Source organism: Neotamlana sedimentorum, assembly GCF_000943565.1.
Lineage (GTDB): Bacteria > Bacteroidota > Bacteroidia > Flavobacteriales > Flavobacteriaceae > Neotamlana > Neotamlana sedimentorum.
This window is the reverse complement of record NZ_JTDW01000001.1, coordinates 80026-101264: the sequence shown is the minus strand read 5'-3', so window position 1 is coordinate 101264 and position 21239 is coordinate 80026. Positions and strand designations below refer to the sequence as shown.

At 31.5% G+C, this 21239-nt stretch carries 15 protein-coding genes and 1 tRNA gene; 14 read left to right on the top strand and 2 right to left on the bottom strand.

Annotation, left to right across the window (positions count from 1 at the left end):
• Positions 1-146: 146 nt before the first annotated feature.
• Genes dndC through PW52_RS00425 form a run of 5 tightly spaced genes read left to right on the top strand, consistent with a single transcriptional unit; the run spans position 147 to position 6940 of the window.
• The gene (gene dndC, locus PW52_RS00445; protein ID WP_044630959.1) at positions 147-1481 is read left to right on the top strand and encodes a DNA phosphorothioation system sulfurtransferase DndC; all 1335 of its coding nucleotides are present in this window, start codon (positions 147-149) and stop codon (positions 1479-1481) included.
• A complete protein-coding gene (gene dndD, locus PW52_RS00440) occupies positions 1481-3592 on the top strand; it encodes a DNA sulfur modification protein DndD (RefSeq protein ID WP_044630958.1) in 2112 nt (703 codons plus the stop codon). Before dndC ends, dndD begins: the two co-directional genes overlap by 1 nt.
• Complete coding sequence (locus tag PW52_RS00435; protein WP_044630957.1) at positions 3582-5135, top strand: DndE family protein; 1554 nt, start codon at positions 3582-3584, stop codon at positions 5133-5135. Before dndD ends, PW52_RS00435 begins: the two co-directional genes overlap by 11 nt.
• The gene (locus PW52_RS00430; RefSeq protein ID WP_044630956.1) at positions 5136-5597 is read left to right on the top strand and encodes a hypothetical protein; all 462 of its coding nucleotides are present in this window, start codon (positions 5136-5138) and stop codon (positions 5595-5597) included.
• Entirely contained in the window at positions 5588-6940 is a 1353-nt protein-coding gene (locus PW52_RS00425; RefSeq protein ID WP_044630955.1) for a DGQHR domain-containing protein, read from the top strand. Before PW52_RS00430 ends, PW52_RS00425 begins: the two co-directional genes overlap by 10 nt.
• A 343-nt stretch (positions 6941-7283) precedes the next feature.
• Here the strand turns inward: PW52_RS00425 and PW52_RS00420 are convergent, their stop codons facing one another.
• Together PW52_RS00420 and PW52_RS00415 are read right to left on the bottom strand one after the other, a co-directional pair.
• On the bottom strand, positions 7284-7490 hold the full coding sequence (locus tag PW52_RS00420) for a hypothetical protein (protein ID WP_044630954.1): 207 nt from the start codon (positions 7488-7490) through the stop codon (positions 7284-7286).
• Positions 7491-7777: 287 nt separating this feature from the next.
• Positions 7778-7859 (bottom strand) — tRNA-Leu (locus tag PW52_RS00415).
• 128 nt (positions 7860-7987) lie between these two features.
• On the opposite strand from PW52_RS00415, the gene PW52_RS00410 reads away from it, so the two are divergent.
• The 9 genes from PW52_RS00410 (at position 7988) to PW52_RS00370 (ending at position 21199) form a co-directional block, all read left to right on the top strand.
• Entirely contained in the window at positions 7988-9376 is a 1389-nt protein-coding gene (locus PW52_RS00410) for a dipeptidase (protein WP_044630953.1), read from the top strand.
• 131 nt (positions 9377-9507) lie between these two features.
• Complete coding sequence (locus PW52_RS00405; RefSeq protein WP_044630952.1) at positions 9508-10365, top strand: DMT family transporter; 858 nt, start codon at positions 9508-9510, stop codon at positions 10363-10365.
• A gap of 62 nt (positions 10366-10427) precedes the next feature.
• Positions 10428-11024, top strand: coding sequence for an RNA polymerase sigma-70 factor (locus tag PW52_RS00400; RefSeq protein WP_044630951.1), 597 nt, complete (start codon positions 10428-10430; stop codon positions 11022-11024).
• A 124-nt stretch (positions 11025-11148) separates the two neighbouring features.
• Positions 11149-12270 (top strand): FecR family protein, encoded by a 1122-nt coding sequence (locus tag PW52_RS00395; RefSeq protein WP_044630950.1) that lies wholly within the window; start codon positions 11149-11151, stop codon positions 12268-12270.
• Between the two features lie 22 nt (positions 12271-12292).
• The gene (locus tag PW52_RS00390; RefSeq protein WP_052823299.1) at positions 12293-15640 is read left to right on the top strand and encodes a SusC/RagA family TonB-linked outer membrane protein; all 3348 of its coding nucleotides are present in this window, start codon (positions 12293-12295) and stop codon (positions 15638-15640) included.
• A 3-nt stretch (positions 15641-15643) separates the two neighbouring features.
• Positions 15644-17122, top strand: coding sequence for a RagB/SusD family nutrient uptake outer membrane protein (locus PW52_RS00385; RefSeq protein WP_044630949.1), 1479 nt, complete (start codon positions 15644-15646; stop codon positions 17120-17122).
• The gene (locus PW52_RS00380; protein WP_044630948.1) at positions 17109-18581 is read left to right on the top strand and encodes a hypothetical protein; all 1473 of its coding nucleotides are present in this window, start codon (positions 17109-17111) and stop codon (positions 18579-18581) included. The genes PW52_RS00385 and PW52_RS00380 overlap by 14 nt, the downstream gene beginning before the upstream one ends.
• Positions 18571-19743 carry a cytochrome-c peroxidase gene (locus PW52_RS00375; RefSeq protein WP_044630947.1) on the top strand — a complete coding sequence of 391 codons (1173 nt, stop codon included), beginning with the start codon at positions 18571-18573 and terminating at the stop codon, positions 19741-19743. Before PW52_RS00380 ends, PW52_RS00375 begins: the two co-directional genes overlap by 11 nt.
• A gap of 40 nt (positions 19744-19783) precedes the next feature.
• Positions 19784-21199 (top strand): T9SS type A sorting domain-containing protein, encoded by a 1416-nt coding sequence (locus tag PW52_RS00370; protein WP_044630946.1) that lies wholly within the window; start codon positions 19784-19786, stop codon positions 21197-21199.
• Positions 21200-21239: the final 40 nt, after the last annotated feature.

Genomic DNA, 21239 nt, shown 5'->3' with positions numbered 1-21239 from the left:
AACATTCAATATTGAATTTCAAAGCAACCGTTATTGATTGTTTTTTTTTAATTTAAAAAATATATTCTCTAACAGCATTAGGTAAAAAAAGCCTTTTTTATATTAAAAATTTATGAAAATTCGTATTTTCCCACTTTAATATTCCCATGAAGAAAAGCAACTATATAATTGAAGAGATCATAGACCAATATACGATTGAGGACAACAACAGACCATGGATTATTGGCTTTAGTGGAGGTAAAGATTCAACTGTAATGCTAACTTTAGTTTGGTTGAGTTTACTTAAAATTAAGAACGAAATTAGCGAGAAATTTCTAAAAAGAGAAGTTTGGGTAGTTTGTAACGATACACTAGTAGAAAATCCTATAATAACTAATTATGTTAATGGGGTTTTAATGAAAATTGAGAATGCTGCTATAAAACATAATCTACCTATAAAAGTTAAGAAGACAATACCAAGACTTGAAGATTCATTTTGGGTAAATTTGATAGGTAAAGGTTATCCAGCACCTAATAACGCCTTTAGGTGGTGTACTGAAAGATTGAAGATTAAGCCTACATCTAGATTTATAGATGAAATAGTTAACAGTGAAGATAATGACCACAAAGAAGCCATTGTGCTTGTTGGTACTAGAAAAAGTGAAAGCGCAACAAGAGCAAAATCAATCAAAAAGCACGAGATAAAAGGTAAACGATTAACTAAGCATCCTTTACAGAAAAATGTTTTTATTTATTCTCCAATAAAAGAATTACATTTAGAAGAGGTTTGGTATATAAATAACACTTTTGAATCTCCTTGGGGAGCTGAAAAAGACCAACTATTCAACATCTATTCTGATGCAAGTGCAGATGACTATGAGTGTCCAACTATGGTTTCTAATAAAGAACATAAGTCTTGTGGACAAAGTAGATTCGGCTGTTGGACTTGTACAGTTGTTAAAAAAGATAAATCTATTTCAGCGCAAATTGAAAATGGAGAAGAATGGTTAATACCTTTAAGAGATGTTAGAGATTGGATTCAAGACCAAAGAAACATATTATCAAATAGAGAGCCATTGAGAAGAAATGGACTGCCAGCTTTAAATGATATGGGTGTAGTTAAACTTAAACACCGAGCCGAAATTTTGGAAAAAGTATTTGATGCCCAAAAGAAAATTAATGATATGGGTATCGAAATAGAGCTAATAAATAATCAAGAACTTATTGCTATACAAGTGACCTGGTATAGAGATTTGTATTTTGACTATAAAGTCTCTGATATTTACAATAAAGTGTTTAATAAAAATCTTGATATGAAAGAACATAACGAACTTATCAAAAAAGAAGAAGAAATTTTATTGTCTGCTTGTGAAAATGACAAAAAACAGTTTAACCTAATTCAAGATTTATTAAAGCTTGAAAAAGCAAAAACTATTATGATGAAAAGAAGGGGTCTTATTGAAGATATTGAGAATAGATACAAACAATTTATTTCAGCATAATGATAATAAAATCTATTGAGTTAAATAATTTCAGAATTTACAAGGACAGAAATCTTATAGATTTATCTGTAACAGATAATGAAAATATAATTATTGTTAGTGGTAAAAATGGTTTTGGAAAGACAACTTTTTTAATGTCTTTAGTCTGGTCCTTGTATGGACGACAAATGAGTGATGTCGATGATATATACAAAAAAGAGATTGAGAACAATGGAAATTACAGGCAGTATATTAAAAGCAGTTTAAATAGACAGGCTGAATTTGAAGGTAAAACAAAATTTTCTGTTTCCGTTACATTTTCCAACATAACTACTATTCCAGACGTTACTTGTAATGAATTAAAAATTACTAGAACTTATTATACTGAAGGCAATAAAGAAGAAGATTTAGATATATTAATCGATGGTTACGAAAGTGAGTTAGTCAAAGATGTTGGGGCAGAGCATTTTATTCGAGATTTTATTATGCCCAAAGAAATAGCAAAATTTTTCTTTTTTGATGCAGAAAAAATTGTTTCACTTGCTGAAATTCATACTGCTGAACAAAGACAAAAATTAAGCCGTGCTTATTCAGAAGTTTTGGGGATAAAACAGTATCAAAGTCTTAAAGAAGATTTAGAACAATACCTAGATAAGTTAAAGTCTGAGACTGCAAATGCAAAAGAAAAAGCTGAATTAAAACGACTTAAAACAGATTCAGAAATAGCCGATGATAGAATTAAAGAAGTTCAAGATGAAATCAACAACTTGGAAGAGGAAGCATCTGGTATGAAGTATGAAATTAACAAGTTGCAAGAAAAACTAATAAAGCAAGGTAGCGTAATTACTGTTGAACAACTTAACGAGTTAAAAGACAGAAAGGAAGATTTAGAAAAACAAGTAGCTATTTTAAATACAGAACTGAAAAACCACTACGAAATAATACCTTTTGCTATTACAGGAAACTTACTCACAGAAGTTTTAGAACAGGTAATTTTGGAACGTGATATTATTAGTCAAAAATTTAATGATGACAGAGTTGAGCAGGTCGCTGATAATATTATTAATGACTTGATTAAAATTCCTCATCCAGATAACCTTGTGATTAATTATAAAGTTCAAGAATATTACATTGATAATTTAAAAGATTTAATCTATAAACATCTTGGTGGAGACTCTACTAAAGAAATTAATTCTAATGTTCAGAGTGAAGTAATACATAATTTGTCTGAAACTGAAAAAGCGAAATTAAATCAATTTATTAATAACATCCGACTATCTTTTAAAGAAACTTTTAACCGTATAAATTCCGAATACCTAAGGTCTAAGAATGAATTAAATGATATTAATAAAAAAATTAAGCTGGCGGAAGAAAAGTCAGAAAACCCACTTGTAAAAGCCGATAGGGAAAGAAAATCAAGTTTAGAAAAGCAATACGATGACATTTTAAGAAACGTTGGTGTATTAGAACAGGAAATTGCTACTAATAACGATACTAAAATTCAATCCAAAAAGGAGATTAAAAGAATTTCGGATAAACTTAAAGTATCAAAAGGAAAACAAGATATCAGTGATGAGGTTGAAAAGTCTATTAAATACCTTAAAAAATTTATTGCTGATTTTAAAATTGAGAAGAAGCATAGTCTATCAAGAAGAATTAAAGAGGGCTTAGATATTTTATTACACAAAAGAAGTTTTGTAAGTGATGTTCAAGTTGAAATTCTCGGAGATGATATTGAAATTAATTTAATAGATGCAAGAGGTAAAGAAATAAACAAAGATTCACTTTCTAAAGGAGAACAACAAATGTATGCTACTGCCTTATTAAAAGGTCTTGTAGATGAATCAAATATTGATTTTCCTGTATTCATTGATTCTCCGATGCAGAAATTTGATATCGACCATTCTAATAGCATTGTTAAGCATTTTTATCCAAAAGTTTCTAATCAAGTTATAATTTTTCCATTACTGAAAAAAGAAATGACAAGAGATGAATTCAATGTTTTATTACCTAGTATTAGTAAAACTTTCCTAATAAAAAATACTGACAATGAACAATCTACTTTTGAGGAAGTAGAAAATAAAGAAGAATTGTTTGACGTATTTGAAAAAGATTATCAAGATGCAGTTTAATATAAGTACATCACCAGAAAACGAACCTTTAGTAAAATCTTTAACTCAAAGAATTGGTTTAGGTTCAGAAAATCATATTTCTCGTATAGCCTTAGCTTATTCTTTAAGTAAAGGATATAGTCTTGATTTAGAAAAGGATTTACAAGCATTTGGAGGAAAAGAGTATAAAGACCATACTTTATTTGGTAATTATAGAGATTATTACATTGCGTTAATTTGTCAACGCTATCAAATACATAAAGACGATACGAACATTAGAAAGTATCTAAAAATGCATATTGACCAAGGATTGGAATTAATAAGTAAGTTTTTTGAGGATAACCAAAATTTCTCAGGCATTGAATTTTTATTGGACAATATAGAAATTGGGATTGATGCAATGAATGAGGGAGAAAATTCGTTTGAGTTTATTAAAAATAATAACTCTTCATTGAATGAAAAAGAAAGCTATTTAAAACCTATTAAAATTTTAGTTGGAGAAACTGATAAGAAAAAAGATATTTTCTTTACGCCTAACAACACCTCTATTTACGGTAATTGTCATATTGCAGTAGCAGGAAATTCTGGAACTGGTAAATCATATTTTTCAAGAAAAATATTAGAACGTATCGTACAGGAAACTAAAGGAAAAGTTAATTTTTTATATCTGGATTTTAAAGGCTTAAATGAAAGTGATAAATCTAATTCAGATTTCAAAAGTTTTTTCAAAACTACTAATGCAACTTTAATAGATACACCACAGGAGTCATTTCCAGTAAATCCTTTATCGTTTATTGATAATATAAATGAAAAGAACAAAATTGTTGGGATTGGAAGATTTGTAGATATAATTACGAAGTATGCTAATTTAGGGAATGTACAAAAACAGCATTTAAAAGATGCTACTATGTCGGCATTTGAAAACAGAAATGACGGATCTTATCCTACATTAAAAGAGGTTTTAGAAAACGTTTACGAGATTGCTGGAGATAAGCCAACATCGTTAACTCAAATTCTAATAGGTTTAACTGAAATAGACCTTTTTGACAATAAAAAGTATGGGGATTTTATAAATTCTAACTATTATTTAAGTCTTTCAGGAGATTTAAGTAAAGAAGTCCGTTTTACGGCTACTTTTCTTGTAATTTATTATCTATATAATACATTTATGAATATGGATAAGACACCCATCGAGGAGGATTATAGCGGTTTACGTTATGTCTTATTAATCGATGAAGCTCATAATGTATTTAAAGAAAAGAAATCGCAAGAAATACTTGAAAAGCTACTTAGAGAAATACGCTCTCAAGGAGTAGCAGTAATGTTAGTTTCACAAGGTATTGAAGAATTTAACCAACCAACATTCGATTTTTCTTCCATGTGTCAATCAGCGTTTTTGATGTCAATAAAAGATGGTAATAATTGGAAGTCAATTAGTAAGTTTTTAGGAGCTGGAGAAAAGCAAAGAACAAAAATTAATCGCTCTATGGAAACTATAAACCCTCGACAAGCAATAACTAATATCAAAGAGTTTGAATTTGGCGAGATTTTTAACACCAAATAAATGGATTTATTCAATTTTAAATTACTTAAGACTAAATATTTTTGGATTGCTGTTGTTATTATAGGTACAGCTGGAATATGGTTACCCGTATTGCTCTCGTTGCTATTAGGTGAACCAATACAAACTGACGAAATACCGATTAATTTAACCACTTTTTACATTTCAATTTATTTTGCAGGTTGTGTTGATACAATATTTAGAAATATTGACTTATTAGAAAATAAATATGAATTAAAATCTAAATTAGTTTCAATTATTGGACTAATTCTATTATTCATATTATTGATAATTGCTACAATTTGGTTAAAAATTGAAAAGCACTTTGTAATCCCGTTGATTTTATCATTGATTGGTTCTTTAATAGGTCTTAAGTTATGGTGGGATAACTATCAAGAAGAACCTACATATAGCGAGTTTATTAGAGGAGAAAGCAAAGAAAAACACGGTAAGAAATGGAAGTAATAGAAAATCTAGGATTTATTAATGCCATGCCTGTTAGACAAAACAAGCAAGATTTTCTAATTGGAGTTTATTCAATAGAAAATATTTTCAAGTTTACAAAATATACAGAACGGTTAATTGTTGGGTATGATGAACAAGAAGAGCCAATTTATAATCAACAAATACAAAGAAATATTGAAAATTCAAGAGTTCAAAAAATAGCCGACTTTTTAGTAAATGACCCTGACGCAACATTCCCTACAAACATAGTTTTACATATACCTAAAGAAGTAATTGAAGAATATTCAGTTGATGAAGATAGGGTTAAAGTTGTATTAGATAAAAAGGTTTTTAAAGAAATTGAAAAGGATGGAGGCGATGTTTACATATCTATAATAGATGGACAACACAGAGTTAGAGGTATTGAGGTGGCAATAAGTAGACTTAAAAATGATATAGATACACTCATAAAAACTTTAAGAGGAAGCGAAAATAAAAACCTTAATGATAGATTAATTTATTTTCAAGAAAGATTAAATGATTTACTCAAAATTGAGTTAGTAGTAACTTTCTTTATTGACAAGACCTTAGAGTATCAAGCTATGATTTTTTCAACTATAAATAGAACGCAAAAACGAGTTTCTCAAAGTTTAGTTTATAGTCTTTTTGGACTTGACACTGACGATACCCCGCAAAAAACAGCATTAGAAATTGTTTTAAGCCTAAATGGTCATTCAAGCTCCCCCTTTTACAAAAGAATAAAGCTCTATGGAGGCTCATATAGCAAAAACAACACACCTCCTCTTTCACAAGCTACAATGGTAAAATCAATTGTTAGTTTAATCTCTGAAAATTTACGTGAATCTGAAAATGATAGATACAAGAAAAGAAAGGATTTATTAAATAGAAGTCCTGGCTCAACCAAAGTATTACCTTTTAGAAACTATTACTCAAATGATAAAGATTCTGTTATCTCTGATATATTATTTTTCTTTTTTCATGAAGTAAGAAACACTTTTAGCAAAAAAGGCATTTCATGTTGGGATTTTGATAAAAATAATATCCCAACAAATATCCTACACACAACAGTTGGATATCAAGCCTTATTGAATATTTTAATTGAAATTCTAAAAAAAGAAGGTGTTTTGTCTAATTTAGGATATGAAAAATCTAAAGAAATATTTTATGAAAAATATTTAAAGGAAATAAGAAGTCTTGATATTACAGATACTAATAAGTATTCTTTTAATCAGAGAGGGAAAAAATATTTTGAATTAGAAATGAGTTTAGCAATATGGCCTCCCATAAGTAAAAAAGATGACAAAAGATATTTAGAATTAGAAAAACTCAAAAATGGCTTATAACTTTATGCTTTAGACATCATTTCGATAAAACACTCCATTTTCTAATTTAATCAAGTTGTCCAAATGCTGATTTAGAAATATAACTGTCAATTAAAACTTTTGTTATTACTTTAATCATTGGAGCATTTTTAGCTAAATGACTTGGATTATGAGGCATTAATTTCATCGAAATCGCTTCTGATAATTCTGTTTAGTAAATTTCTTATTATTTGGTAAAAATGTATGATGAAAAAAAATCCAAACTTCAGCATTTTCTTGACTATGTACCAAGAAGTTATACATAAAATTTAAAGTATCTAATTTATTCAGTTCAGAATCTTTCGAATAAATTTCTTCTCCATCCTTAGTTAATCTTACTTACTTCTCGTGAATTTTCAAGAATTCCACATTTTCTAAGCCAAGATTTATAACGTTTGGTAAAAGGTGCTTTGTATTCAAATTGTTCAGCTATTTGAGCATCATTTAATTTAGGTTCTTGAATTAATCTTTTCAATATTCCTGATAAAATATTTCTATTAAGATTAAAGTTTGCGTGAAAATATACAGACATAATTTATTTATTCATTTTTATAAAAATAAGCATTTCCCTTTTTAAAGTATTTGATTTTTCCTTCCACACGCATATGCATCAATTCACAAGATGAGATTTTCAATCTTTTTTTGGTTTCTTTACTGTTTAAATATTTTGATGTTTCCATAAAACTAGACTGATAATTTTTATAAAGATAGTTTTTTACCAATTAACATTATAATCAATTTGTTGCCTAATAGTTGCCTAGATTAAAAACAAAAAACCTCTAACAAATTAACTGTCAGAGGTTTTAACTTTTTTAATCGTGCGGGCGGAGAGACTCGAACTCTCACACCTCGCGGCACTAGATCCTAAGTCTAGCGTGTCTACCAATTCCACCACGCCCGCATTATGTATTTCCGATTACTATCAATAATCGGGATGCAAATATAATCAAGATTTTTAAATTGCAAACCTATAATCATTAAAAACATACTTTTTTTAATACTTTTGAAAACAATCTTCTTAATTTAATTATGCAAAACATACAAAGCTACATTACTGAACATAAAGAGCGCTTTTTAAACGAAATAATCGAACTTTTAAAAATACCGTCTATTAGCGCAGACTCTGCCTATAAAAATGACGTTTTAAAAACGGCCAATGTTGTAAAAACTAGTCTCGAAAAAGCCGGTTGCGACACTGTAGAAATTTGCGAAACCGATGGATTTCCTATTATTTATGGCGAAAAAACAATAGATCCAAACCTACCAACTGTTTTGGTTTACGGACATTACGACGTACAACCACCAGATCCAATAAATTTATGGGATTCTCCGCCTTTTGAACCCGTTATTAAAAAAACCGAACTACACCCCGAAGGTGCAATTTTTGCACGCGGGGCCTGCGACGATAAAGGCCAAATGTACATGCATGTAAAAGCTTTAGAGTTTATGACCGTAAATAACGAGCTACCGTGCAACGTAAAGTTTATGATTGAGGGTGAAGAAGAAGTAGGCAGTGCAAACCTAGCAACTTTTGTAAAAAACAACCAGGAGAAGTTAAAAAACGATGTTATTTTAATTTCCGATACAGGCATGATTGCTAACGATGTACCATCAATAACAACGGGATTACGCGGACTTAGTTACGTTGAAGTTGAAGTTACAGGACCAAACAGAGATTTACATTCAGGGCTTTACGGCGGCGCAGTTGCCAACCCAATAAATATATTAACTAAAATGATTGCTTCGTTACACGACGAAAACAACCATATAACCATTCCTGGCTTTTACGATAAAGTTGAAAACCTAAGCGATGCCGAACGCGCAGAAATGGCAAAAGCGCCTTTTTCTTTAGAAAACTATAAAAAGGCTTTAAACATTGAGGCTGTTTACGGCGAAACCGGTTACAGCACCAACGAGCGCAACTCCATTCGTCCAACCCTAGATGTTAATGGTATTTGGGGTGGCTACACAGGTGAAGGTGCCAAAACCGTAATTGCAAGTAAAGCTTATGCAAAAATATCCATGCGCTTGGTTCCTAATCAAAACTGGGAAGAAATCACAGAATTATTTCAAAAACACTTCGAAAGCATCGCTCCAAATGCAGTAAAAGTAAAAGTAACACCACACCATGGCGGACAAGGTTATGTAACACCAATAAATAGCATAGGTTACCAAGCCGCAAGTAAAGCCTACCAACAAACCTTCGGAAAAATCCCAATACCTCAGCGTAGCGGTGGTAGTATACCTATTGTATCGCTTTTCGAGCAAGAACTAAAAAGCAAAACCATTTTAATGGGCTTTGGGTTAGACAGCGACGCCATACACTCGCCTAACGAGCATTTTGGAGTTTGGAATTACCTAAAAGGCATAGAAACCATACCGTATTTCTATAAATATTTTACAGCATTAAATAAATAAAATTTGGGCGTTACCCCTCCCGATAGCTTTCGGGATCAGGCGGGGTCGCGCTATACACTACTAGTTTTGGCTCAAAGCGGCCGCTCGCCAAAAGCTATCCGTTTCTATCGCTAACGCAAAGCAGAACTTCAATGAAAAATACAAACTATCAAAATTTACTTTTTCTATTATTATCAACTCTGCTTTTAAGCACCTCTGGTCCGTTAGGAAAATTTATAAACCTAGATCCACCTGTAATAATATGGTCTCGCTGTATTCTTGCAAGCCTCTGCCTTTTTATTTTTTACTCTATTAAAAAAGTAAATTTAAAGTTAGGCTCGAAAAAAGATTATGTAACTCTTGTTATTAGCGCATTATTTTTTGCAGGACATTTAATAACTTATTTTTATGCCTTAAAATTATCAAACGTTGCTATTGGCATGTTATCGTTATTTACTTACCCAATGATAACCGCACTAATAGAACCTATTTTTATAAAAGTTAAATTCGATCCTGTATATATACTTTTAAGTTTAATTGTGCTTTTAGGTTTATATATTCTATCACCAGAATTTAGTATAGAAAACACTTACTTTGAAGCCATTCTGTTTGGTTTGCTGTCGGCATTGATTTATGCTTTACGAAACATAATTTCAAAAAAACTGATATCAAAATACTCAGGAAAAAGCATTATGTTTAACCAATTGGTAGTAATTAGCATTGTATTATTTCCAGTAGTATTTTTATTCGACACCCAAAATATAAGTACGCAATATCCGTATTTAATAATGCTTGCATTAATTACAACAGCTATTGGCCACACCATGCTTGTTAGCAGTTTTAAACATTTTTCGGTAAGTACCGCTAGTATAATTAGCAGCCTACAACCTATATTCGGAATAATACTCGCCTTTATATTTTTAAACGAAAAACCCAATATAAACACCTATATAGGAGGTAGTTTAATTTTATTAACAGTAATTATTGAGAGTATTCGAAGTAGAAAATAATTTCATTATTAAAAATCATTCTAAATAACAAAAATTCACTACTTTTGTCCTACCGGTAGACAATGCATAGAACAGATGATGACATATTACTTTTAAAACAATTTAAATCTGGTAACGAACGTACGTTCGAACACTTTTTTAACAAGTACTACAACCACATCGTTGGCTTTTGCATACAATTTGTATATAATGAAAACGAAGCTAAGAATATTACACAAGAAGCTTTTGTTAATCTGTGGCTTAATAAAGAAAAAATAGATAGCTTAAATGGTATTAAATCTTTTTTATATACTTATTCAAAATCTAAATGCTTAAACGCCATACGCCATCAAAAAGTAAAAGAAAAATATAAAAATCAAACGTTAAACGACAAGGAAAAACAACTAAATATTGAAGTTTTAAACGCTATGAAATTCGACACTATGTCGCTAACAGAGCTTGAAAATTTAATTACTCAATCTGTTTACGAACTTCCAGATAAAACTCAAGAAATCTTCATAAAAAAAAGGTTTGAGAACAAAAAAAATAAAGAAATAGCCCTAGAACTTAATATTAGTATAAAAACTGTTGAAGCACATATAACAAAAGCTTTAAACATTTTAAAAACAAAACTTTCAGATTATTTACCTTCAATATTAATCGCTTTTTTACTTTTTTAACAAAAAACTTACGAATACAATAGGGTATTTATCTTCCAGCGGGTACTAACTACAAACCCGAAAAAGAAAGGATGAATTTATCATTTTCCTTTTAACAATTTCAACAAACGAAACTTTGCGTAAAATGATTTTAGAATTAATATATAAATATCTGGACAACCAAGCTTCAGAAAAGGAGGTTGAAATTATTTTTAATTGGATTGAAACTTCAGAAGAAAACAAAGCAAAATTTATAGAACTAAAAAAAACTTGGCTTCTTACCCAGACTAATTCTAGTTTACTGTCAGACCAAAATAATTTTCAAGACATCAAAAATGAAATTAAATCTCTTGAAAAGAAAAAGCGATTCAACTACCTTAAATATGCTGCAGTTTTAATAGTATTTCTTGGCATAACCTTTATTATAAAAACTATTTTAACAAATACAAACACGGTTACAAATAGTATCGTTATTGAAAATGAAAATGGTGACATCAATTTAATTCAAACAGATCAAAACAAAACTATTGTAAATGAAAATGGTGAAATTATAGGACAGCAAAATGCTAACGAAATAGTATACACCCCAAATAATACTAAAACAACATTAACGTACAACACTATTAAAGTACCCTATGGAAAAACCTTTAAGCTAACACTATCAGACGGAACTATTGTGCACTTAAATGCTGGTACCGAGTTTAAATATCCTACTCAGTTTAACTTAAACGACCCTAGGCAAGTTTTTTTAACAGGTGAAGCCTTTTTTAAGGTTACTAAAGACACTAAACGTCCTTTTAAAGTGAATACGCAATCTGTAAACGTAAATGTTCTAGGTACAACCTTTAACCTAAGTGCTTATCCAGACGATTTAACCACGCATTGCGAACTTGTTGAAGGCTCTGTAAAGCTTACTCAAAACAACAACCCTAAAAACAGCACATTACTAAAACCCAACGAAAAATCTAGTTTAAATATTAATAGCAACAAATTCACAACAACAGCAACCGATATTTCACCTTATATAGCTTGGGTTTATGGCGACTTAGTTTTTAAAAATCAAACATTTAAAGACTTAACCATAAAACTAGAGCGTGCTTATGGAGTTAAAATAATAAACAAGAACAAACAACTTGCTACAGAAAAATTTTCTGGAACTATAAACTTTAAAACTTCGAGTATAGAGCACTTCTTGAATTTATTAAAGTATGACACACCTTTTAATTTTAACAGAAAGAATAACACTACTATAGAAATAACAAACTAAAAGCTAAAACTAGCTATATTTTATGAGAATAAAACCAACCCTTTCAATTTATAAATCGCTTATTTTTATACTATTAATGGTGTTTAATACTGTTGCTAATTCACAGAACAACACTATTAATTTAAATTACAAAGATGTACCTCTTACCACTATATTTAAGTCTATTGAAAACCAAAGTAGTTTTCGGATTATTTATAATACTTCAAAAATTGATGTAGAAAAAAAAGCTAGTATTCGTGTAAAAAACGCATCTATAAATACAATATTGGATATACTTTTTAAAAGCTCAAAAATCCAATATATCATACAAGACAATCAAGTTTTATTAACAACAGCTAAAATTAAAAAACACACATCGTCGTTAATAAAAAAAGAAGAACGCCTTATTAAAGGGAAAGTTTTAAGTAAAGCGACTAACGAACCTCTTTTAGGCGCCACCGTTTTAATTAAAGGCACTGCAATTGGAGCAGTAACTAATGAAAATGGAGAGTTCACATACGCCTTAAAAGGAAACGACATTAACAACATGGCTTTGTTAGTGTCGTTTTTAGGTTATAAAGACCTAGAAATTCCTGTAAAAACCAATAGCTATTTTAATATAACTTTAGAAGAAGATTATTCTGGATTAAATGAAGTTATTATAACCTCATCGTACGGAACAAAACAATTAAAAGAAGAAGTTGTTGGTAGTATTTCAACGCTACAATCTAGAGATATAGCAACAAACCAAGCCTCAGAAAGTATAGATAAAATGATTGAAGGTCAACTTGCTGGTGTATTAGTAGAAAATACTTCAGGAATAGGTGGCCCGGTCTCAATTAATATACGCGGGCAGGGTAGTTTAACTCCGTTATCTGATGCTGTTTTAGGCACTTCAACACAACCTTTAATTATTGTTGATGGTGTAATAATGAGTGAGGAATCCACAATAGATAGTAGTTTTTTTGACGGCAGTGGTACTTATACAGAAACTCTAGCTAATCCTTTATCCCAAATATCTGCCGAAAATATAGAAAGCATAAACGTACTTAAAGATGCCGCAGCTGTAAGTATATATGGTGCAGATGGCGCCAACGGAGTTATAATTATAACCACTAAAAAGGGACAAAAAGGACAAACTAAATTCAACTTTGCTACACAAGTAGGTATATCTAGTGCCATAAACCAAATTCAATATTTAAATGGCGAACAATACAACGAGCTTCGTAACGAATATTTAACAAACACTGGCTCAAGCACTGTTCCTTATAACGGTGTAGACACAGATTGGTTTAGCTTGCTAAATAACACAGGAGTTTACAATAAATATAATTTTGCTGCAGCTGGCGGTAATGGCAAATTTAATTTTAGAACTAGCCTTACCTACCTAGATATCGAAGAGCCTCAAAAAGGCAACAACAGTAAACAATTAAACGCAGGTATAAACATAAATTACCATATAAACGACTTACATGTTGGTTTATCTTTAAATCCGAGTTATGTTAAAAAAAATGCGCCAAATATTTATTACAACTATGCTTTCATTCCAACTTTATCTCCGTATAATGATGACGGCTCCTATAGTTCTGTTGGTGTAACCGGACTTGGAAACCCACTAGCTGCAATAAACCAAAACACCAATACAACAGACACATACGGTGTTTTAGGAAGCATTAACTTAGCTTACCCAATAAATAATAACTTAAAAATCTCTACACTTTTTGGATTAAATTATACCGATAAAGAACAAGATCGCTATTTCTCGGGAGAAAACGAAAGCGGACAATATAGTGGAACATTTACATTAAATGGCGTGAGTTATCCGAACTACGGAAGACGCGTTATAAATAATAGAAACTCAACAAAATGGAATTGGCAAGGGCAGCTACTATATAACAAACAATTTAATAACAGCCACAATATTGATGGTTTAATAGGTTTTGAGTTATCTGAAGATAAAGCCAACTTTGATTATGCTTCTGGACGCGGTTTTGTTAACCCGAATGTAATAAACGCAGTTACCAATGCCGTGCAAGATGACGATATAACAACAACAGACGATGAAACAACAGATAATCAAACATACGATTCTGATATTAGTTACAACTCTAGAGTTTCTATATTATCGCAAATAAACTACAATTACAAAAAGCGCTATTATTTTCTTGGTAATATTAGAAGAGATGAAAGCTCTGTTTTTGGTAGCGATACCGATGTAGCATACAACGGAGGTGTTGGAATTAGTTGGATTATAAGTAACGAAAACAACTTTAACAGTAACTTTATTAACTTTTTAAAAATAAAAACTAGTTACGGTACAACTGGTAATTCTAGAATTGGATCGTATCGCTCAAAAGGCCTTTACAACACTTATGTTAACGGCTACAATAATTTAGATGAAGCAACAACTTCTACCGCCCCCAATGGCTCTTTAAGCTGGGAAAAAAACACAAAGTTTAATGCTGGTATAGATTTTAATTTTCTAAACAGCGTACAAGTATCACTCGAGTACTATTATGATGCCATTTCAGATTTAATCACCTCAAGAAATATACCCTCAGAAACAGGTTATTCATCATTGCAGTTAAATGCTGCCAGTATGTATAATAAAGGTTTAGAACTTTCAACCAAGGTAAATTGGATTCAATCTGAAGAATTTAACTGGAATACATCTTTTAATATTTCAACTTTAACAAGTAAGGTTACCGAATTAAAAGGATTAGGAAGCCAGTACTCTACAGCCGAACGCGCACTAGCTCAAAAAGTAGGCTACAGCACGACTACAATCTGGGGAATTAATTGGGTAGGCATTGACCCTGGAACAGGAAGAGATTTACTAGAAAAAGACGGTCAAGTTTACGATGCTGTTACATACAATAATTTATTTGATAGCGCAGATTGGGAACCTATAGGAGACACTCAACCAGATGCTTATGGTGGTTTTAATAATAGCTTTAAATTTAAAAATCTTAGCTTATCAATTCGTGGCTCGTTTCAAATAGGTGGTGATTTTCTTGTTGAAGACGAGCTCATTGCTAAATATAGCAATACTTCAAACAGAAACCTCTCTGTAAACGCCTACGATTATTGGAGAAACCAAGGCGACATTGCCTTGCAACCAATAGTTACAAATAATAACCCAACCATATCTAACTACAGTAAATATTTATACGATAACACCTATTTAAAATTAAGCAACATTAATTTAACCTATAACTTCCCTCTAAATAGCGTTAAATTTTTAAACAACTTATCGGTTTTCTTAGATGTTTCAAATGTTGGCTACTGGTATGAAGATAAAAGCCCCTATGATAGAAACGGAATTAGAGAATTTAAATTTAACTACCCACAAGCCAGAACAATTTCTATGGGCATAAACGGAAAATTTTAAGATATGAAACAGTATAAATATATGAAACAATTATGTCTTGCTGTTGGTTTAATAATAATTTGTCTAGTACAAAGTTGTAGTAACTTTTTAGAGCAAGAACCAGGATCACAAACCTCGATAAGCGAACAACTTTCTACCAAAGATAGTGTTCTTGAAGCTTTGCTAGGCACATATTCAAGTTTAGAATCAACAGTACGAAGTGAATATTTCGCAATATATGTCGATCTGCAATCTGGAAACTTAAAATTCTCACCAAGTTTAAGCACGAGTAGCTTAGGAGAGTTAAGCGCCCCGGTAAATCTAGAAAATGTTTACAACTTTCAAGACTTAGCCCAAGACAGTGATTTAGAATCTGTTTACGATGACTGCTACAACATAATAAACCAAACAAATTTAATTTTAGAATTTGTTGAAGCTTTAACAGATGCTACAAGTGAAGAAATAAATCAAATTAAAGCACAAGCGCTAACTATAAGAGCTTATTGTCATTTTTTACTAGCACAAATTTACGCTCAAAACTATAGTTATACAGCAGATGCAAGCCATTTAGGAATAGTTTATAATACCACAACATTAACAAACGGTATTACTTACCCATCTAGAGAAACTGCTTTTGTTACCTACACACTTATAATTAAAGATTTAACCGAAGCTTTAAGCTTTTATAATGAAGCCTATATTCTAGACGGTCCAGAGTATTCCTATTTTAACCTATATAACACGAAAGCATTTCTTGCTAGGGTATATTTAACTAAACAAGATTGGCAAAACGCCTACGATATGGCTAACGATGTCATATTAAACTCTGGATTTTCTCTAGTTTCTAGTGAAAACTATATTTCAGAATGGGAAAAAACAGACACGCCAGTTTCTGAAATTTTATTAGAATTTTCGGTACCCAGAGATAGTGGTGATAATGTTGGAGGTTCAATGTCGGCTTTTTACGGATATACTTCAGATTCAGATTACGAAAAATATGTAGCTTCAGAAGATTTGCTAAATCTGTTTGAAACCACAGACATAAGAAAAGAGTTATTTCTAGAACAACCGCTAGCCACGTTAATAGATAACGAGCTTGAAGATGTAAATTATTACTTCACGAAAAAATTTCAAGACAATGCAGCTTTTGTTGGTTTAAGACTAAGTGAATTATACCTAATTAGAGCTGAAGCTTCCATAGGTTTAGAAAATTTAGAAGATGCAAAAAACGATATAAACGTAATTCGTGAACGCGCTAAAGCATCCTTAATAACTTCTACAGATAACCTAGAAGAACTTTTACTTGAAGAACGTAGAAAAGAGTTCTGTTTTGAAAGCCACTATTTATTCGATTTATCAAGAAATCAACAAGATATAGTAAGAAATGATGGATGTCTTTCACAAACCTGTAATCTCGATTATCCATCGAATAAATTCATTTTACCTATTCCGCAAGATAATATAGACCTTAACGAAAATTTACAACAAAATGCATCGTATTAAACAAAACATTAAAATTCTAGTACTTTTACTAACAGTTATTTCTTGTACTAACGATGACAATCAAGACAATTCGTTTTCAGAACCATCTGTTAGATTTAATTTTTTAGTAAATAGTAATAACGAACCCTTAGAGTATCCATCTGTAAGCAGTGCTTTAATTCCTGTTTCTAACTACACAAACAACTCTATTGCACCTGTAAAAATTCCTGTTACACTATCTTCAGAGGCATTAGCCGAAACCGTTACAGTTAATTTTAGTGTCGCTTCCTCTGGAAGTGAAGATGCTTTTAACGTGTTTCCAGAAAACCAAGTAAGCTTTAGCGGCACACAACTAACAGATACTATTTATGTAACTTTTAACGAACGCTGGACAGAATACCAAACTATAAATTTTACTCTAGAAAGCGCTTCAAACAATAGTATAAATATTGGAAACCTAAATAACACCTCTCCAAACGACACCTTTACAATAAACCTTGAAGATATTGAAACCTATTACACAATAGAAACCAACCGAATTGAAATTACTGGCAAACAAGGCGAAGAGATAACTTTTAACGTAAATTTCCCTAACGGTTTTATTGAATCTGAAATTGATACAGATTCAATATTCGAGTTTTTAAATGGTTTTGAATATACACTTACAACTGAATTTATTGCTGAAGATAAAACATACATTACTTACAAAATAACTTTAGATAAAAATATACAAAACGATGATATTTACTACGAGTCTATAATCACTTTAATTGACACAGATAATTACACAGTTTCTGGGAACTCCATTTTACAAATAGTAAAACCTATTGCTACAGTACGCAATAACGCTGTTTTTACAGCTTCAAATTTTTACAATCTAAATGATACTTTCCATAGAACTTACGGCGAGGTTTGGAATGATTTTGACGAGGATGGTGTTTGCGAATGGGGCTATTTCTTCGCTTTTACATATCCAGTGGTTGTTGATGCAACACACCCCAATGCAGTTCTTTACAGCGATAATGGTACAACAGACACCTCGGATGATATTTATCATCATGCTTTTCAAATAGGGTTTGGAACGCCTACAACAATAACAACAAACTCTTTTAATTTAAAACGCTGGTTTAGTAATGAGCTTACATCTACAGCAGACTCTCCCGGATTTAATGTAAGTCCAGCTATCGAATTTTTTCCAGAAAATGGTAATAGTACTAATAAGGGCAGTATTTTAATTATCCCACAATTTATTAGTATTTCTGCTAACAACGGAAACACACATTCCATTGCCATTTCTGGTGAGGGAACTTACGAAGAAATAAGCGACGATTTATTTGAACTAAAATTTACATTAAAGGCCACTAATGATGCTGTTTTTGGTGGAACAGTATCTGCAGAATACCGAATTTATAGCAATAATAGCTACACAGACCCAGAAGATTTAACTAACGCTAATTGCATATCTGTTTATGAATTATAAATTAAAAACAATTATCTTTTTAGTAATTGCAGTTGTAATATTTGGTGCATTGTATTTTATAGATAGTCATGCTAACAAACCAGAATTAACATATAATTCAATTTCAAAATTAAGAGAGGTTTACAGTAGTACCGACCAAACATTATGGCCAGAACCAAATTTAGATGAGACTATAGATAAATCTACATTTAAAGATATTGGCGCACTAAATAAACCAGAATTTCCAGAAAACAACCCGTATTCTAAAGAAAAAGCAAAACTCGGAAAAACACTGTTCTTTGATCCAAGACTTTCAATTAGCGGGCAAATAGCTTGTGCTTCTTGCCATAATCCTGAATTGGCTTGGACAGATAATTCTACGCGTTCCTTTGGTCATGACAGACAAACAGGAGCTAGAAATTCTATGACAATAATAAATTCAGGATTAGCGCACGAGTTATTTTGGGATGGACGAGCCAATAGTTTAGAAGACCAAGCACGTTTTCCCATTGCAGACCCTGTAGAAATGAACGAAAAACTAAATATTGCGGTCGATAAAATAGCGAACATAAATGGTTATAAACCTCTTTTTAAATCGGCCTTTGGATCCGATTCTGTTTCTTTACTACGCATTCAAAAAGCCATAGCTACTTTCGAGCGAACCGTAAATAGTTATAAAACAAGATTCGACAAATTTGTACTAGGAGATTCTACTAAACTAACAAACCAAGAGGTTTTAGGTTTGCATTTGTTTCGAACAAAAGCACGCTGTATAAATTGCCATAACACCCCATATTTTAGCGATAATAAGTTTCACAACGACGGACAAACACTTTTTGGAACAAAAAATGAAGATTTTGGACGCTATGTGGTTACAAAAAATAAAGAAGACATTGGTAAATTTAGAACGCCAACACTTCGCGAAATATCGAGAACCGGACCTTGGATGCATCACGGGCATTTTCCAAGTTTATTAGATGTAGTAGAGTTTTACAATTTAGGAAACCCAGCACCAATTCAAAAAAAATACTTAGGAACAGAACGAGATTCTCTAATACCCAACAACTCGCCTATCCTTGAAAAACTAAACTTAAATAAAGAAGAAATTAATGCTTTATTAGCTTTTTTAGAAACGCTTAGCTCAAATAAAGGACGGACTTTAATACCAGAATTACCAAAGTAAAAATAACTCAAAATATTACTAATTAATACTCTCACAAATTATGAAAAAACACTTACTCTCTTTATTAGCATTATCATTAAGTTTTGCTACTCAGGCACAAATTACGCAGGTTAAAGAAATAAATGATAATGGAACATCAAGTTCACTTCCAGCAAATCTATATACCTTTAATGGAAAAATTTATTTTGCTGCCGATGACTCTAACGGATCAAACACCCCAGGTGGAACAGACCTTGGAAAAGAACTTTGGGTAACCGATGGTACCGAAGCAGGAACTACCTTTGTAAAAGATTTAAATACCGGAGCTGCTAGTTCTTCTCCCACAGGTTTTTTTGAATACAACAGTACACTCTATTTTTCTGCAAACAGTGGTAGTGGCAACGTATTATTTTCAACCGACGGTACAGAAAGTGGCACTAATGCTACAGGCCACCCTTTTGTATTTAACCCAATTGAAACTGGCGGGTTAGTATACTTTGTATTAACTACAGATAGCAATAAACTCTATCAATTTGACGGCTCTAACGTTTCACCAGTAGCTAATAATGGTACTGGAACAGAGGCTGTAATAGGAGCAAACTTTACAGTTTTTAACAGCAAATTATTATGTTACATGGACTATTCTGAAGACGAACCAACTATAGGTCGTGAACTTTATGAATATAACCCAAGTACAGGATTATTTACTTTAATTAAAGATATTGATGAAGATACAGGTGACTCAAGTATTAGTAATTTTACCGTTGTTAACAACGAAGTGTTTTTTGAAGCAGACGATGCTTTATGGAAAACAGATGGCACAAATACTGGCACAGTTGCTGTTGAAAATGCAAGTTCTCTATCCGGAATAAATAACTTTTTTGCTTGGAATAATATATTGTACTTTGAAGCAGACAACGGCAGCTCTGAAGATCAACTTTGGGCTTACAACCCAAATACCGATGCTATTTCTAATATCAGCAATATCACCGGAGGCACATCAAATGATCACGATCCATCAGACTATGCCATTTTAGGCGACTATTTATATTATGCAGGCGAGGTAGCCGACGACACCGCTCAATATTTATTTAGAACAGATGGCTCTACTTCTGAAAGAGTTGATAGTAACATTAAAGATATAGATGATCTTGTTGTTCTAAATGATAAATTATATTTTGAAGGAGACAATGGAACAACTGGAAACGAACTTTATAGCTTCGACCCTGCTACATTATCTACTTCTAGTAGCTCATTTGAAATTATTTCGGTTTACCCGAACCCAGCTACAGATTATATTATGGTTCCTACTAGCTTACTTAATAAAGATTTTTCAATATATAGTAGCTCTGGTAATCTTATTAAAAAAGGCATAATATCATCCGAAAAAATAAATCTAAACCTAAATAGTGGTTTATACTTAATAAAAATAGAATCCAACAACAATATCTTAACCAAAAAAGTCCTGATTAAATAGCCAATTTTTACATTTTTTAAAAGCCCCGTAATATTCGGGG